General features: G+C 42.3%; 5 protein-coding genes and 1 pseudogene. 3 read left to right on the forward strand and 3 right to left on the reverse strand.

The genetic code is table 11. The annotated features are described in order from the left end of the window. The first annotated feature begins 136 nt into the window (after positions 1–136). Both ACGTJS_RS04915 and ACGTJS_RS04920 read left to right on the forward strand, forming a co-directional pair. On the forward strand, positions 137–15,004 hold the full coding sequence (locus ACGTJS_RS04915) for a tandem-95 repeat protein (protein WP_410472993.1): 14,868 nt from the start codon (positions 137–139) through the stop codon (positions 15,002–15,004). Between the two features lie 89 nt (positions 15,005–15,093). Beyond that, the gene (locus tag ACGTJS_RS04920; RefSeq protein WP_410472985.1) at positions 15,094–16,023 is read left to right on the forward strand and encodes a hypothetical protein; all 930 of its coding nucleotides are present in this window, start codon (positions 15,094–15,096) and stop codon (positions 16,021–16,023) included. A gap of 51 nt (positions 16,024–16,074) precedes the next feature. Here ACGTJS_RS04920 and ACGTJS_RS04925 read toward each other — a convergent pair whose 3' ends face one another. From ACGTJS_RS04925 to ACGTJS_RS04935, 3 genes are all read right to left on the reverse strand, one after another. Continuing rightward, positions 16,075–16,455, reverse strand: coding sequence for an integrase core domain-containing protein (locus ACGTJS_RS04925; protein ID WP_410472986.1), 381 nt, complete (start codon positions 16,453–16,455; stop codon positions 16,075–16,077). Continuing rightward, the gene (locus tag ACGTJS_RS04930) at positions 16,456–16,755 is read right to left on the reverse strand and encodes a hypothetical protein (protein WP_410472994.1); all 300 of its coding nucleotides are present in this window, start codon (positions 16,753–16,755) and stop codon (positions 16,456–16,458) included. Positions 16,756–16,901: 146 nt separating this feature from the next. After that, positions 16,902–17,722, reverse strand: a protein-coding gene (locus ACGTJS_RS04935; protein ID WP_410471559.1) for an IS5 family transposase whose coding sequence is annotated in 2 segments (ribosomal slippage) — positions 16,902–17,338 and positions 17,338–17,722 — 822 coding nt in all. Because the reading frame shifts where the segments join, the coding sequence is not laid out codon by codon here. Positions 17,723–17,801: 79 nt separating this feature from the next. Between ACGTJS_RS04935 and ACGTJS_RS04940 the strand changes: the two are divergent. Next, a pseudogene (locus tag ACGTJS_RS04940) lies at positions 17,802–17,999 on the forward strand (IS1595 family transposase); the annotation flags it as partial. Positions 18,000–18,026: the final 27 nt, after the last annotated feature.

Genomic DNA, 18,026 nt, shown 5'->3' on the forward strand with positions numbered 1-18,026 from the left:
CCTTGATCAAGACGCATTAAGCTATGTACTCCAAGGGTTACCGGCGGGTGCTAAACTGGTTCAAGGTGTGCGTTATGGGGAGGCAACCATTGAATGGACGCCAACCACTGCCCAGATTGGTCAATATAACGCCACCTTGATTGTTAAAGACAGCGGCTTACCAGCCGCAAATTCTGGGTATGCCACACCCGAAAACCCCGTGGTCAATGTCACCAGTGTGGACTTTAGCATTCAGGTTAAAGCAAGCAATACCGTTCCTGGGGTGCTGAGTATCAGTGCCAATGGTCAGTTGGTGGAGGACACCAACTTAGCCGCCCCGTTGACAATTGCCGCTAAAGAGGGGGAAGCCCTCAATTTACAAGTGATTGCCCGTGATGGCGATGGTGATAGCTTATACTGGAGAGCCACTGGCTTACCCAGTGGTATGACCTTAGATAGCACGTCACAAAGTAATGGTCAAAGCACGCTAAGTTTAAACTGGCTACCAGGCAGCTTTGCGGCGCAGCTAGACAATGGTTTGGGTAAAGGTAGTTACCTAGTCACCTTAACCACCAGTGATGGTATGGCAAGCTACGAGCGTCAAGTGCGCATTGATGTCGCCAACACCAACCAAGCCCCGGTGTTACTACCGATGCCGATGCAGCTCGTATATGAAGGTCAAACCTTAGGCTTTAGTGTCATGGCGCAAGATGCCGATGGGGATGCCTTGCGTTATAGCTTGGTTTACGATGACACCACCCCCAAAGACGTGCAATTTAACCCAACCACCGGTTACTTTGAATGGACACCAACGGTTAACACCGTGGATAACGCCACAGCCAAAGATAAAACCTATCAATTTACCTTTGCCGCCACAGACGGACAAGCCCGTGTGTTACGCACGGTACAAGTGCGCGTACTCGATGTTAATCGTGCGCCGACGATTAGCGCCAGCAATCATGCAGTGGTGGTGGGTGATACCTTAAGCTTGCCGATTGTAAAAGGTACCAGCCAACCCACAAAAGCGGGGATTTACCTACAAGATGCGGACGGTCAGCGGCAAACACAGGGCTTAACGGTCAGCTTTAGCCACTTACCCGAGGGGGCAGTGTATGATGCCAGCCGTGGCGTACTTGACTGGACGCCAGACCCGGGCCAAATCGGGGATTATCAAGTGACCGCCACAGTCAGTGATGGTCGCAGCGAGACCTATCAAGTCTTTACCTTGCGAGCGGTTGCCGATAAAGACAGTATTCAGCCTGATATTTTAGTCAATCTCACCCCGCAAACCCCAATTCTACCAGGGCAGTTAGCGACGTCTACCATTCGTGCCCAAAGCTATGCCGCCATTGCAAGCGTGACAGTACAAGCACGAGGCGCCGGTATCGGTGCTAGCGACTGGCAAACCGTTGAGCTTGATAATGCTGGACGCTTACGCTTAACCCCCGCTTATCCAGGGCTAGTTGAACTGCAAGTCACCGCCACCGATATTGATGGCTTTAGTCACACCACCACCGAGCGACTAAGGGTGAAAGACCCAGCCGATACAAGTGCACCGCTACTACAATGGACAGGTGCCCTACAAGGCCTACAAGCAGGTAGTACGCCGCTGCGTATCAGTTACAGCACGGCCATCAGTGCACGGCTTCAAGATACCCAATTGATGGGTTATCGCTTGGAGATTGCCCCATCTGTTGTGGGTCAATCCGTGCAGAGCTTGGTATGGCAAAGCTTGGGTGAAAACGATTATGCTGCCCAAGCGATAGATGCACAAACTGCCCTTGCCACGCTGGACCCTCACACCTTGAATAACGGGGTGTATCAATTACGTCTCACCGCGTGGGATTTAGCGGGTCGTAGCACCACCCAAATGGTTTCGCTGCTCATTGACAGCAGTGAAAAGACTCAAAGGGTTACCACCACCGACAGCCTATTTAGTGTTGGTAATCATACGCTGGCGTTAACGCGTGAGATGATGCCGGGTAGCACGCAGCAGGATGCGGGAAATTGGCGATTACCGCTACTTGATAGCCAGCTCACCCATGACCAAGCACTTAAAGATGCGACAGGTGCTACCGCACCTTGGCGTCAGGGTACCAATGTTTGGTTACAACTGCCAACGCTGGCGAACAACGATCAAGCTGCTGTAAACTTAAGCTTTAGCTTAGGGCTTGAGCCGCTGGGAAATAATTTATACCGCCCGGTGTTTAGCCAAAGCCAAGGTTGGCAGCTCAGCGTAGGTGACTTAAATGCCCAGTCGGTGCAACTCACCTTACAAGGGGGTCGCTTATACAATGCCGCGACCGGTCTTGCTTGGGTGCCAAGCGGCTTTGTAGCGACCGATAAGGTAGGCAATCGTTACCAATTATCGGCGCAAGGTAAACTTAGCCAAGTGGTCTTTAATGACAATACCCAGTGGCTGGTATCCGACAGTGGCGTTACCTTGGTGGGCGATGCCACCCAGCAAGCCCGTGTCCAGTTGATTCGGGATGACAAGGGTCGTATTGAGCGGATTGTTGGTATGGACAGTCAAGGGCAATTACAAAGCATTGTGTATCGCTATGATGCACAAGGTCAGCTGGTGACGGCTCGAAGCCTCGTCGGCGATAGCGTCAATCAGCGGTATGGCTACCAAACCGACGGCAGTTTGCTGACAGCGCAAACGGCTGGCTATTTAGGTGCTGCGGTGAATTGGGGCGATACCACCCAAAATACGTGGCAGGGGACTCTAACGGCAACGCCTACGTATTTAACCTTTGGGGTGCGGGAGAGTGAACTCGCTTCAACCCGTAAAGCCCCTGGTAGCACGGGCAGTGTGATTGTTGCTGTGCATAGCACGGGCAATGCCAGCGTGGGGGTTGACGGCCAAGGCACGCATGTCTTAAGCCAGTCAACCAATGCCCAAGGGGTCACCACGACCTTAATCCGAGTCACTGAAGCAGGCTTTAAGCGACTTACCTTAACGGGCAGTGGGGAGACCCGCCTCGATCTGGTATTAGCGGGTGATATCAACCGTGATGGTAACATCGACGGTTTAGATTCTGCTACCTTGGAAAAAGCCTTAGCTTCTCAAGATGCGAGCTTAGACACCAACATGGATGTGAATGGGGATGGGGTCGTTAACGCCAGCGACCGTCAGGTGCTGTTTAGCAATTATGGCTTTAAAGCCAACCAAGCCCCGGTGAATGTGTTAACCAGCGAGCAGCAACAGCAGTTTGCTAAAACCCATACCGATTTGGGTAAACAAGCAAGCCTCGATGGGGTTGCCCAAGATTTAGAGGGCGACCAAATCTTCTGGCGCGTGGTCGGCGGCAGCCATGGGGTTGCTAGTCTCAATGCCGATGGTAAAACTTTAAGCTTTAAGCCAGAGGCTGGCTTTAGTGGTACGGCAACGGTGGTGGTACAAGCCGATGACGGCTTTAGCCGAGCAGCACCGATTGAATTAAGTTTTACTGTTAGCGATGCGAAGTTGGTACTGATTAATATTGAGCGCATTCAAGGCTTGGCCTTGGGTAGTGGCGATAAGCTGCATGTAACCGGTGATTTCGCCGATGAGAAAGGGGTTGCGCTGCCTGCCGATTATGTGCGCTTTGTGTCCAGCAATGATAAGGTCATATCGGTAGATGCACTGGGTAATGTCCGTGCCACTGGGATGGGTCAGGCGGTGGTAAAAGTGATTGCCCGGGGTATTGAGGCGGTCAATGTGTTTAGCGTATCGGTGGAGCAGCCACAAGCCTACAGCGGGATTGAGGTAGATGTGTATCCTCTGGCGGTGAGCCTGCCAACCAATGGTCAGCGTCAGTTAAAAGTGACCGAGTATGATGGCACCCGTATTGATGCGGCTAGCAAAGGCTCAACGTATTTTATTAGTGATAGTACAATCGCAGATATTACCCCAGATGGCCTTATCATCGCCAAAAAAGCGGGTAACGCGAAAGTGTCGGTGATTAACAATGGTCGCCAGTATGATTTGGTACTACATGTGCAAGAGCCTGTCGTGGGTACGGGAAGGGTTTCGGCTGCCGATGGCGCTGTGGTAAAAGACGCTAAAGGCAATCAGTTGATGGTGGCACCGGGGGCGTTAAAAGATGGCACGAAAGTGTCCATTAATGAGATTAGCTTGAGTGATGTGGGGATGCCGCTGCCGGCTCAAGGGGTTGTCACTTCACTTAAAGCATTTGAAATTAAAACAGGGAATGAGAAATCTGGTTTACCACTTCAACTAGCTATTAATGTTAGTGATTTGAAAGATGATAAAACAGGAAACGCTTATTCTGTTGGTACTGAGGTGATGTTCTGGCGTAAAGGCACGATTACCGATGCTGATGGTATTACCCATGATACTTGGTGGTTAGTCGATAATGGCTACGTTGGGGCTGATGGCGTAGCTCGTACTGCAAGTCCGCCTTATTCCGGCATTAATTACCAAGGCTCTTATGTTGTAACTAAATCTGAATTTGATGCTAAGACTGGTCAGATAAAAGTTAGTGGTGCGGCTCTTCGTTGGGATGCATTGTGGTCTCAGGCTGCTATGATTGCATTTGCACCCACACCAATTATGGCATTATCGGCAATTGGTATATTTGCTTCAATGGCACAGCCAATTCAAGCGATCAATTATACAATTTTGGGAGCATACCAAGCGGAAGTTCCTAAAGAGTCATTGACACCTGAAAAAATTTCATCTGATTTTCCAAAACCGCCTGAAGTTGACACATTAAAAGCTATTCCAAACTTAACGAGTTTTGAATATGACCCAGCTAATCAAAAAATCAAAGTTAAGGGTAAGTATTTTATACCTGAAGGACAAAAACCTGAAAACTTTGATTTAAAAGTTTATTTGGTACCTAGAGGTGAAGTTATTTCAGATATTCAGGAAAAGGATGCTGAACCTGTTAAAGGATTAATTTGGCAGGGATTTACTGGAGAGTATAAATATGACGTAAGCAATGATGAACATAGTATAGAATTTAAGGTTCCTGATCATGTTGCATTATCACAACATATGATATATGTTCAACGTATTGCTAAAGTTTCAAGTGATGCTCCGAAAGCCAGTGTTTCAGAATTACCAATTCAAAGTATTCCTGTACAATTATGGACAGTTGGTACGAATAATGTGGTTGTTACGCAGCTACATTCTATAGATATATTTAAAACTAATGAACCTGTACCTGTACCAGATAACAGCCATAACAATTCTACAGATACCAACAAAAAAGTAGTGATAGACAATTCATTGACTCAAGTGAATAAGATTACTAAAGATGAGAAAGGCAATGATATTGCTATGTGGGGTGCCTACTCCGATCAAATTGTTTTTAGTAACGATGGTAATTTAGCATTTGTTGCAACTGACAATGCTAAGATTTATGTCGTTGATATGATTAGTAATTCTATTGTCCATACTATCACTATACCTAAAGTAGACGATATTAGTGGCTTGTTGATACATAACAATCAACTGTTTGTATTAGAAAGAAGCCAGTCTAATGGTCGTTTATTTAGAGTTGATATTAATCCTTATAGTACTGGCTATTTAGAAGATATCCAAACAATTGATTTTGGTAAGAATATCAATAGTGGTTTTTATGATATGGCAATTAATAACGGTACTTATCTAGCCATTACGTCACCGACAAGGGGAAGGGTATTTGGTTGGGCAAGTAATATTACGCCTGGTAATGTTTATTTCCTTGATATTACTCATATTGATGATAAAGGTGTGTTAGACCCTAAATATGTATTAACACTTGATGCACCAAAACTTACTTCAACGAATAATGCAGGTAAGTCACCACGTTATATTACCAGTGGTTCGGATAATGGTGAATTTTTACTCTCAAATATCGAAGATAATAATAAAGGTTTTATGTCAATTAAGCTTAAAACTGACAATGACGGTAAATTAACGGGTGATTTCATTACTAAAACTTCTTTATTAACGCCTAGTGCTCAAGGTACAAACCAAGGTTGGTCTGCAAAACAACTTCAGTTGAATCTACAATCTGCATCAGGCAACGTATTGGTTAGAGCATATGATGCAAAAGAGAAAAAATATATTGAATATGCGATCGTAGCTGATGCCTATGATTTGATGCAAGACCCAAGTTGGAACTGGGATGATGGCTATGGCGTAGGTAAACAAATGGGCGGGAAGTTAGCTGTAATCAAAGACCCATTTGATAAACTCGGTCTTTACGAGTTCTTAGGTACAACAACGCCAATTCAAGGCGGTATGATTGAAAGTTTATCTATTAATCAAGATGGTAAAATTTTTGGTAAAGCTTGGATAGATGAGCCTATTGAGAATGGTTGGTCACTAGCACAGCATGTATTAGTTTGGGACGCTAGTAGCTTAATCACGGTAGCTGAAGCTAATAAAGAAATTTTTAAAAATTCAACAATCAAAGGGGCTAATCTTCTTGTGCCAATTGATAGACGACCTAAAAAAACATTAGATACTTATCAGCTAACACATCCAAATCCCTTAAATTTTGAGCAGATACCTGAAGCTACACCAATCAAGTACAGTGGTTATGGAAGTAAAGAAAATGGTGAGGAGGATAAATTTGGTTGGATATATGGTATTGGCTCTTACACACTGCCATCAAGCACAGTAACGGTATCCTACAATCCTGATATTGATTACAGCGTTTATAACGATATTGCAAAAGCCATGCAAGACCAAGCTGCAAAAGATGAGAAACAAAAAAATGCCTATGTAGAGAAAAACTGGATTACGGATTCATTAGGTATTGATGATGATACTGTTGAAGCCCAAATGGCAAAAGCAGAGCAAGGTGCGCTTAGTGCAAGTTGGTTTGTTGCTAAAAAGATGTTTTATGATGGAATTAATCTAGTCACTTTTGATTCTGCAAAAAGTCATGGTCAATTAACAGAAGACTGGTTAGATGGCAAAATTACGGATGACCAATATTCTAGTGGCAATTATGTTGTATTAGCAAAAGCCTTAGCAGGTGTAGCCATGACAACAACTGGCTTAGGCTCTGTAGGTACGGCGGTTAGTGGTGCTATGGTTAAAAAAGTGGGCACTTCTGCTCTTGGATTAGCGGTAGATGGGGCTATTTATGATATGACCTATCAGACATCAAATATCGCAGCAGATAGGGCGATATATGAGCTTACTAATGGACAGTCAGGTGCCAAAAAATCACTAGATGACTTCTCTGTAATTTCTGTTGCTCAAAGTGCGGCGATGGGTGCAGCTTTGGGTGTCGGTATTATGGGAATGAGTTGGTTTGGTAGTACTGCTTGGGGTAGTAAGGTTATTTTCAAATTAAGTACGGAAGGCAGTATTTCACCGATTACCATGGCAATGTCTGTTGCACAAAAGATAAAAGCTAAGTTTGCTAGTCCATTGGCTGATACGACAGGCTCGCAAGTGTTGCGTAATATTCATGGCACTTCATTTGCCATTAAAGGTTCTGAAAAAATTCTAAAAATCCCTGCTGTTAGGAATCAAAGCTCAATTGATGCCCTAGATTATGCGATTGAGAATATGCCTTTATTAAAAGCTAATATTAATAAAGAGTTGAGTAGCTATGAGCAACTAGCGCAAGCAATGAAAATCCACAATGACTTTGTTAGTACTTCACGTTTAAGTATTTTTGATGAAGATGTGGTGAAACAGCTTAATGATAGAGCTCCTATTATTAATGATATCGATGAGTTAATTAACTTTTATCGTACGGATAAGGCTATTTTAAAAAGACAACCTGATTTTAAAAATTGGCAAGGAGATAAACTTCACAAAGAAATTTTGGATGATTTATTCAAGAAAGATAATATTGAGTTTCAGTTGAAGTATCAAAAAGCTTGTTTTGTAGCGGGTACACTTGTTCATACGGATAAAGGTTTAGTGCCTATTCAAGACATTAAAGTCGGAGATATGGTGTTATCACGAGATGAGTTTAATCCACAAGGTGATTTACAATATAAACCAGTATTAAGTACCTTTAAATCTCAGCAGAAAGAAAGAATTTATAAGGTCGAATATCCAACTAATGATGGTATGGAATATATTTTCTGTAACGCACTTCACCCATTTTGGTCTGCCTATGATCCTAGTGGAAAAACAGGAAAGTGGGAAGCCGCAGAGGACTTGTCTGGGACATTCTTAGTTAATTTATCAGGTGAAACTTTTGGGCTAGATAATGTGCCATTTATGCCCGTCCGTACATTACCAAATTATCCTGAAGGCTGTGCATATGTGCAGTTTGTTGAAGACCCAGATTTTTGGGAAAATGGTGGTGGACTTATTGAGTTTGTAAAATTTGATTCAAATGGTTACCAATTTATCAGTTTAGCCGATAATGAAGAAGCCTTTGATGAAGAAATTAAAACCTTAAATCGCAAAACTTTAGATGCGAAGTTACGGTTGACGCCCAAAGCCAATTTTCTAGTGGATAAAGAACTATACAAAACCCTAAACGTAAGGCTGGGTCAGGATATAAACGCAGATACGCATACTGCTCAAAAATTCATTGAAGCAAGTAATAAGCCATTGATCTTTGAGGGTAAAATTGTAAGAGAAAATAGTATCGCAGATGAAGAACTATATAGAAAAGCATTAAAAAATATTGAAACCTATGGAGATGCAACAGGTTTAACAGAGATGAGCTTACATGAAGCCATGATAAGTTTTGATATGCCTGCACCAAACCCTTATGAGGATTTTGTCTATAATCTTGAAGTTGATGGAAATCATACTTATTTTGTTGGTCATGATGGCATTTGGGTTCACAATACAGACTGTCGGACAGAGCTTGTACCTTATAATGCTGGCGACAAAGCCAATGATTTTATTGAAAGTACCGTGCTTAAAGATAATGATAAAGCACTAAATGATAAACTTCATGAACAACTTATTACGACAGATGCTTATGGTACATCCAAAGCAGTCTTATTAAATAAAGATGGTGAAGTGATTTCCAAAGAGTTAAAAGATTCAGAGATTATAGGAGCAGATGTTAAATATGAATCCACTTCTCCAAGTAAAACCAGTGGACAATTATGGGACTTTGTCAAGAAATTTTTCTATAATACCAGTCAAGTCGTAAATGATGTAGGGGGGCTTTTTGTAAGACAAGAGAAGGTCAGCTCAAACAAGAGGTCATGGAATCTAGCTGAAGAAAATACTGCAGGTTATATGATATCTGAGACAGGCTCTAAGTTTGAAATTGTTGCCTTATATAGAGAATCAGATTTACCATTCCTTATAAAAAATGCTGAGGGTAATTTAGTTCCTAGAACAACAGCATTAGCACCTGGCAAAACATTTGAAGGACATCGTATCTATGTCAATGATAAAGGAGAAACAGTAGTAGAGTTGATTGATACAAAGAATTATTTTAGTTTAGGTAATAAAGAAAAAGGTACTACTGGCAATGTATTAGTAGTTGGTAACAAAGCTGGATTTTTCAAAGCTAATGAAAATGCCATTGGTGCAACTAAGTATTTAGATGAATTATACAAGATGGCATCCATTGTCAATACGGCACCTAAAGTTGGTAGTTTGGGTACAGTAAAACTGGAAGCAACTTTAAAATTTGATAGCACCAACTATAAATGGCAATCATCTGCAGACAATTTATCTAATACTGTTGGAAGTAATTTTGATGAGTGGTTATTACAACCCCTAAGAGATGGCTTAAAAACTGGAAAATATGAGGTAACTTTTGAAGTAGGAGGAAAAACTCAAACTCTTGACTTAACAACTTTAATGAAAGATATTGGTGTTAAGGACTCAAATGGAAATATTATAGTACGTACAGCCAAAGAACAGCTTGATATGATTGCAAAGGCAGTTGATGATAATTTGATTAAGGCTGTATATCCGAAGAAACCAGGAGTGGATTATACAAAATATCAATTGGTAAATGCTATTGGGACTCAAGCAGAAAAACAGCCTTTATCCCAGATACAGTTAGACACAGTTTCTTTAGCAGCAAAACAATATTGGCTTCAAGCTGGAGCAAATCCTGCTCAATTAGCTGATATTGAATTTAATATATCTGACTTAAGCAAGTTAGCCGAAACTGATAACTATGCCATCGCAATTACTCAAGGCAAAAAAATCACCATAGATAGTACTGCCAAAGGTACAGGTTGGTATGTGGACTCTACGCCGTTAGATAGTTCAGAATTCCAAAAACAGGATTCAGAATACCACTTAAAAGCATTAACAAATAATCAAAGTGCAAAAGGTATAGACTTATTAACAGTGTTGATTCATGAAATAGGAAATGTACTAGGGGTTGGACATCAAGTAGACAATGATGTCATGACGCTTCGTATAGAAGAAGGAGAACGTAGACTACCAAGCTTAGAGGATATGAATTACCTATCATGGGCAAATGGCAACTATACTTACTCCGCTATTAATCAGACCACAGGCAATATGCAATGGCAATCAGTTAATGCAAATTTAACCATTCGCAACAACGATTTTTCAAATGATAAAGAGAGTTGGTTAACAAGCGGTGATATTATCTTTAATAGAGATAGGCACAGTGCCACCCTCTCCGAAACGGCAAACACCCAAACCAGCCTACGCCAAGCCTTTAGCCTGACCGCTGACAACCGCATCCTAAGCTTCACCATTGCTGACAAAGACATCAAGACAAACGCAAACCAAGCAGGTGACGCCTTTGAAGCGGCTCTGTTAGATGCACACACAGGACAAGCCCTTAACAAAGTCACTGACCTCACCCGTACCGACAGCATGCTTAACCTCCAAGCTGACGGCACAGAGCATTTGGCCACAGGTATCAGCAAAGTTGCTAATGGCGATGGCACCAGCACCTACTACATTGACCTAACCCAATGGTACGCCGCCCAAACCACCGCAGGCAAAGCCACCGACGTCATGTTAAGCTTTGACCTACTCGGCTTTGGCACGGCGGACAGTCACGTCACCATCCGTGACATCAACCTCACCCGTGACCCTGTTGCCGTCAATGACCGCTACACCTTTGATGAAGACACCCCACTAACAGGTAACCTCATCAGCAATGACGTCTTAGCAGGCACACAGGTTAGCCAAGTTACCCTACAAACCCAACCTGCTCACGGTACCGTCACCATAGACGCAAACGGTAACTTTAACTATAGCCCAGATGCTAACTACAATGGAGAAGACAGCTTTAGCTACCAATACACCGATGCCAATGGCTACACCAGTAACATCGCAACGGTTAAACTGGCTATCAGCCCAATCAATGACACCCCAATCATTGATAAGACCAAACTACAAGGCATCATCAATGGACAAGAAATCATTGCAGGTACGCCAGTAAGCTTAAGCCTAACAGCTACAGGTAGTGACGTTGAAGGTGATACACTCTCCATCATCATCACCGAACAACCAAAACACGGTAGCATTACCCAGCAGCCTGATGGTAGTTACACTCTTATCTTTGATATCGACTATGAAGGACAAGACAGCTTTAGCTACACCATCACTGATGGTAACAGCCAAGCGACACCTGTCAGTGCCACTATCAACGTCTTACCATCCAACAAAGCACCGATAGCGATAGATGGACAATTCACCCTTAATGAAGATGGTACTGTCACATTGACCATTGACCAACTAGGCAATGACCCAGATGGTGACCCAATGACCATCACCATCCATCAAGCACCGGAGCACGGTACGCTTACTCAGCAAACCAACCCTGATGGTAAACTAGAACTTATTTACACCCCAGATGCCGACTACAACGGTACAGACAGCTTTAGTTACAGTCTAGCCGATGCCAAAGTGAGCTCAAGTATTGCGACTGCAACACTGGCCATCAATGCGGTCAATGACGCACCTGTGGTCACAGACACTACCGTCACCACGAATGAAGACACACCAACCATCATCAATGTCAAAGCAACGACCATGGACATTGACAATGACGTCAGCAATCTAACCCCAGTCATTTGGGTACAAGCCCATCATGGTAAAGTCAGTATTAACACTGATGGTACCATCAGCTACACACCAGATGAGAACTACCATGGTACAGATAGCTTCAGCTATATCATGAATGACGGCCAAGAAGACAGTAAGCTCGCAACGGTGACTATTAACATCACCCCAGTCAACGATGCCCCAGTGTTACAAGGACAAAGCTTAACCATCGCTGAAGACACTAACCTGATTATTCGCCCACTGCAAACCGCTAGCGATATCGATGGTGACATCTTAACCGTAGTCATTAGCAAACAACCTGAACACGGTACGTTGTTGGCGCAACAAGACGGTACCTATATCTACCGTGCGGCTGACAACTACAATGGCACCGACGGCTTTAGCTACTATGTCACCGATGGTCAATTAAACTCACCGGAACGTGTCATTAATGTCGGGGTTACTGCCGTAAATGATGCCCCAACAGCGACGAACAGTTTAGTAGTGGGTGTCGAAGACCATATGCATAGCTTACGTTGGACAGACTTTATTATCCAAGACGTTGAGCATGATGTACTAAGTGTACAAATCACTGAGCTACCAACGACAGGGTTATTGTTAAAACAAACGCTTACTAATACTTGGACACTCGTACAAGTTGGCGATCGCTTTACCCAGGCAGACTTAGATGCTGGATATCTTATCTTTGTTCCACATCCAAACCAATCAGGTGCTACAGGCTTTAGTCAAACAGGCTTTGGTGACCAACATAATCACTATGACCGTATTGGCTATCAAGCCTTTGATGGCAAAGCTTTCAGTAACACCACCCATATCATGGTTGATATCACGGCAGTGGCTGATGCGCCAACCTTATCACAAGGCAGTCAGTCTGTTACCAATGTCATCTTTAACACTGACTTTGAGAAAGTGACTAACCCTAATAGCAATTCAACCTTACTAACCCAAGACTACTTTAGTGGCTGGAAACTCATTAAAGAAGATGAAAGTCAGTGGGAGCAGTGGAAACGCTTCTTTACCCAAGGACATCTACCTTACGGTAACGACGGCTTTGAAATCTGGCAAACCGGTGACATGCTAGCGGATAACTGGGGTATTAAACGCCCAATGACTGCAAGCACCACCACGGCGAATAACCAGTCTTGGTTAGAGCTCAACGATGCCGCAGCGGGTCAAAGCCAAACCTTAGGTGTTGAACGTGAAGTACAAACCATTGCAGGGGCTAATTACAGTCTAAGCTTTGATTATGCCGGTCGTAACGGGTTTAGTGAATGCTATACGGGTATTAGCGTGTACCTAGGTGATACTTTAATCAAGCATTACCAAAACATCAGCCCTGCTGACAAGCTAAACTGGCAGCAAGTCTCAGTTGACTTCACCGGCACGGGTAAAGCAGAAACCCTACGTATTGTGATTGATAGCCATATCAATGGCTTGTTAGGTCGTGGTGCGATGGTGGATAATATCAAGCTTACCGAAGCAACTACCACTAATATCGGTCGTGAAGACCAAGCAATTGCGTTAAATCGTATCAATGCCAAACTAACCGATACCGATGGCTCTGAGCAATTAACCTTAAGTATTGCAAGTCTACCAGTTGGCACACAACTAACCGATGGTATCCATCAGTTTGTTGCTACTCAAGACAATACCACCGCCGTGGTCACTGATTGGCAGCTTGATAAGCTAAGCTTATTGCCACCACAAAACTTTAGTGGTAAACTCACCTTACAAGTCATTGCTACCAGTACCGAGCTAAGCTCTGGCAGTGTAGCAACGCAAACCCAAACGATGTTTATTGATGTCATTGCTGTTGCTGATACACCAATCCTTACACTACAAGCACGTGATATCACCACTCGTCAAATTGCCTACACAAGCTTTGAGAATGTATCAAACCACAACCTCGATAGCGATAAGCTATATTGGTTTGACACGGGTGCCACCGGTGGTGATATTTGGTCAGCCACAGCGGCTAAGTTTGGTAAGGTTATTGGCTTTGAGTTCTATACTGAGGGGGACAAAGTCACTCAAGGCTCAACCACCACGACCTTATCAGATTCTGCATATGGTAAGAGCTGGATGATGTTACATGATGGTCGTGGTATTGATGGTAAGGAAAAAGGCTATCAACTGCTTGGCGTTAACCGTAGTATTAAAACCTTATCAGGTATGACGTATCAAGTGAGCTTTGACTTTGCAGCAATGCCAGGCGTTACCCATGAGGATTTAAGCCGTATCCAAGTGTTTGCCGGTAATAAGCTGTTAGGCACGGTCCAAGGACTGATTGGTGATAGTCTAAACTGGCAACATGCAAGCTTTGACTTTGTGGCAACGACTGATAATACGCCAATTCGTTTGTTATTAGATGGGGTTGCCTTAGGCGATAAAGAGGCGAAAGGTCGTATGTTGATGCTTGATAACTTGTCAGTGGTTGAGATTTTAACCAATACCATGACGACAACCGGTAGTCATATTTATGCCATTGCTGGTATGGCAAATGCCTTGCCAAGTATTGCGATTAGCAGTAGTGATACTGATGGCAGTGAGCAGTACTATTTAGCACTGCAAGGCGTACCTGCAGGAGTGACGATTAGTGATGGTGTTTATAGCATTACTAATACAGGCTTTGAACCGATTACCATGCAACTTAACGGTATGGATTTGACCAAGCTAACCATTAAGACCAGTGATTGCTTCTGCGGTGATATTGATTTGACATTGCTTGCTTATAGCACTGAGTCAAGTAATCAAAGCACGGCACTGTTAAGCTATAATATGACTGTCACCGTGTTACAAGGTGAGCCTGCAGTGCCACAAAGTGGTTATGTGTCAGCAAATTACATTGATGAGACGAGCACGACCGTACAAGCACCGACCATAACGCAAGATACGTTAGCAACCCCAACCTTGACTGTGTCGACTTCTCAGCCAGTGGCAGTGATACCAGTCTCATCTGATGCATCATTGACGGTGACAGTATTACCGACAGCACCTGTCAGAGCAGATGATAAGCCTGTGACGGATGAGTGGTTGGCTAGCCTTGAGAAGCAAGCGTTGGCGAAGTGGGCGGTTTGATTATTTTCAATCATAATAACTACTAAAGGTAAAGGTTTTATTTTACTTTAGTAGTTATTATCAAATTATATTTATGATGAGGTATCTATATGTGGAATGAAAATTTTTACGTCTTTCCACCAGAACTGTTTGATCCAAGAAAAAGTAATGATCCAACGAAATCGGTTCATCAGCAGCTTAGTATCACTACTGATACTAACTTACCTAATGCTATCCATGACATCATGAATAACGCCATCAAGGAATGGCTAACCCAAGAATCCTACAAAAAACTAAAAGATACAGATGCCATCAAAACTTATCAAGACATGTTAGAGGACTATAACCCTAACTTAAAAAAACTGCCGTATTATTATCTTGAATGGCAACCTGGTATGAATTTTGATGTCAAAGTTTGGTTGGTACCTCGTGGTAATCAAATTGATAGACCTTCTGACTTAGATATTAAAAAGAATGAATATCCAGATCCAGATAGAGGACTCATTTATCAAGGATTCCGTATAGATCCTCATCCAGGTATGGGATATGAAGGTAGAACAGATACACTTAAATTTACCTTGCCAATCGGTACATCTTTATCCATGCACGATATTTACATTGAACGTATTGCGAAGAAGAATGTCGATGGTATGGATGAGTTTATTAGCCTTCCAGTAGCCAGCGATCCTATCCAAGCTTGGCAAATTGGTACAGAAGATGTCATTTTGACCACTGCTAAAGCAATCCATATTTTCAGGAGCGTTGTTGAAAAGGAAAGTGATGCAGAAAATGCCCCTAATTTACGTAGAACTAAGCTCGTTAAATCGATTGAAAACTATCAATTGGGCAAAAATTCTGACAAGAAAAATATTGATATTCGTGGCTTTGCAACAAATCAAATTGCCTATACTGATGATGGCACGTTAGCCTTCATTATTAATATGACGGTAGGTAATGAAGTGTCCCGTCCACCGTGGATACCCTTGAATAAAGCATTTGCTAACCTAAAAACTAGCAAATGTTTTCTAAAAATATCTTAGCTTATTATAAATCAAGTTCATTCATAACTCTCAATTAATCATATATTTTTCTCATTTAGACAATTTTGAACATTTCAGCAATTTCCGCTTTTTTCTGTTACCATAACGCCACACATACTCAGGTATCTTCCCATCGATACCTTGATGTGGACGGCAGTAATTATACCAATATACAAATCTATGCAACATCTGTTCAAACTGAGAATTATTTTGAAAACGATACAATCGTAAAATAGATTTTAACGTACCAAATAATCTCTCGATTCGCCCATTACACCAAGGAGAAGCCTTTGGTATTGGCTGATGTACGACATTAACAGATTTTAAAAAGCTCTTAAAAATTCGGCTATTAAATATCGCTTCATTGTCTGTACGGATTTTATTAGGTTTACCATATTTTGCCATTGTTAGACATAGTAAAGACAATATCATCTAACTAGATTTTTGTTTTAGTGGTATCAGTCCCAATACTTTTCGAGAGCCATGGTCTAGAATCCCCAAAAAAGCAATGTTGATATGATTATCGAGGGTGTAAAAGCTCAAATCAATTGCCCATATATCATTAACTGCCGTTTGATAGGGTGGGGTTTGTTTAATCTTGCGTCGTTGTTGCATAATTTCATATTGATGTTTTTTAATGATATTTGCAACATAGCTTTTACTAACGCTTTGATGTTGATGGCGTTGGTTAAATGTTATAGCAATTCTACGACATCCTGCATTTTTACCCATGATAGCTTTGAGATGGATTATTTCGTCTTTAACCCATTGCGGTTTTGGTTGAGTAAATCTTTTTGTTGGGGGCTGGTGGTTTTTTTCTACGGTAGTGGGAGGTATGATGAACTGTTGACGTACTAGTAATTAGACCTCTTTCCAAACTAACCCAACTCGAAATTATAAATGGCACAAATCAAATTAACCCTTAAGCCAAAGCGTTTTCTGCGATTACGATAACGACAGGCTAGGATTTTAAAACGTTTGATTTTGCCGATAACATGTTCATTGGTTACCCGTTCAGAAGCTAATTCTCGATTGGCTTGTTTGTCAACTTTAGATAGTGGATTAAGCTTGGTTTTCTTTTTTGGGAATTTGCTATTGGCATGGTGTTTGTGTATGCCTTGATAGCCCGAATCTACTTGGATTAAGATACTAGGCTTTATACGCATTTTTGAGTATTGGTAAAGTTTAAAGTCATGGGTTTTACCTTTGCTAAAATGGGTACAAAGTATTTTTTTGCTGTTTTTATCGACAACGATTTGTGCTTTTAAGGTGTGGTGTTTCTTTTTACCTGAGTATTGCCTGCGTTGCTTTTTTTGGGTCGCTCACAAGGTACTTCGGTTGCGTCTATCAGTACGGTTTCAAGGTTTGGGTCTTGCCATAAAGCCTTTTTGCTAGGTAGGGCAAAGTCTTTGTGGGCTATCAGTATGCTTTCTACCCATTTGATGGTTTTACAGACAGCACTTTCACTGATACCAAAGTCTTGCCCTAGGTGAAATTGGGTGCGATATTCTCGGTAGTAACTCAAAGTCAGCATGAGCTTGTTTTCTAGGCTGATTTCATTTTTCCTGCCACCTTTTTTGTGTTGTTCGTTGTATGCTTCTTGTAGTATGGTGAGCATATGAGTATAGGTACTTCTTTGGATGCCAAAGTAGCGTTTAAATTGTGCGTCACTGAGTTTTTCTGCTTGTTCGGGTATCATGCTTTTGCTGTTTTTTCTAAAAATCAGTATTATACCAAATCACTATTAAGGTTTGGAAAGAGGTCTAATGGCTTAGTTTGAGTTTGCACACGGTAATTGTCATATTAATGGCACTGAGAGCTTTTGGAGTTTTACTAAAAGAAGGCTTGCCAAATTTAATGGTGTAACCGCAAATTTTGAGTTTCACTTAAAAGATGAGAAACATCGTTTCGCAAGGTGGCGTTGGAATAAAGATTTGAATGAATTACAACGCCATTTATGGGATTTGATTAAGTGAGTTTTTTAGTTCTTGATAGTCTAGAGC

Origin of the sequence: Faucicola mancuniensis (genome assembly GCF_046523945.1) — a bacterium.
Lineage (GTDB): Bacteria > Pseudomonadota > Gammaproteobacteria > Pseudomonadales > Moraxellaceae > Faucicola > Faucicola mancuniensis.

Excerpts from the sequence above, each read along its gene's own strand:
- ACGTJS_RS04920 (WP_410472985.1), top strand. The coding sequence starts at position 15,094 with ATGTGGAATGAAAATTTTTACGTCTTTCCACCAGAACTGTTTGATCCA.
- ACGTJS_RS04925 (WP_410472986.1), bottom strand. The coding sequence starts at position 16,455 with ATGATATTGTCTTTACTATGTCTAACAATGGCAAAATATGGTAAACCT.
- ACGTJS_RS04930 (WP_410472994.1), bottom strand. The coding sequence starts at position 16,755 with ATGGGTAAAAATGCAGGATGTCGTAGAATTGCTATAACATTTAACCAA.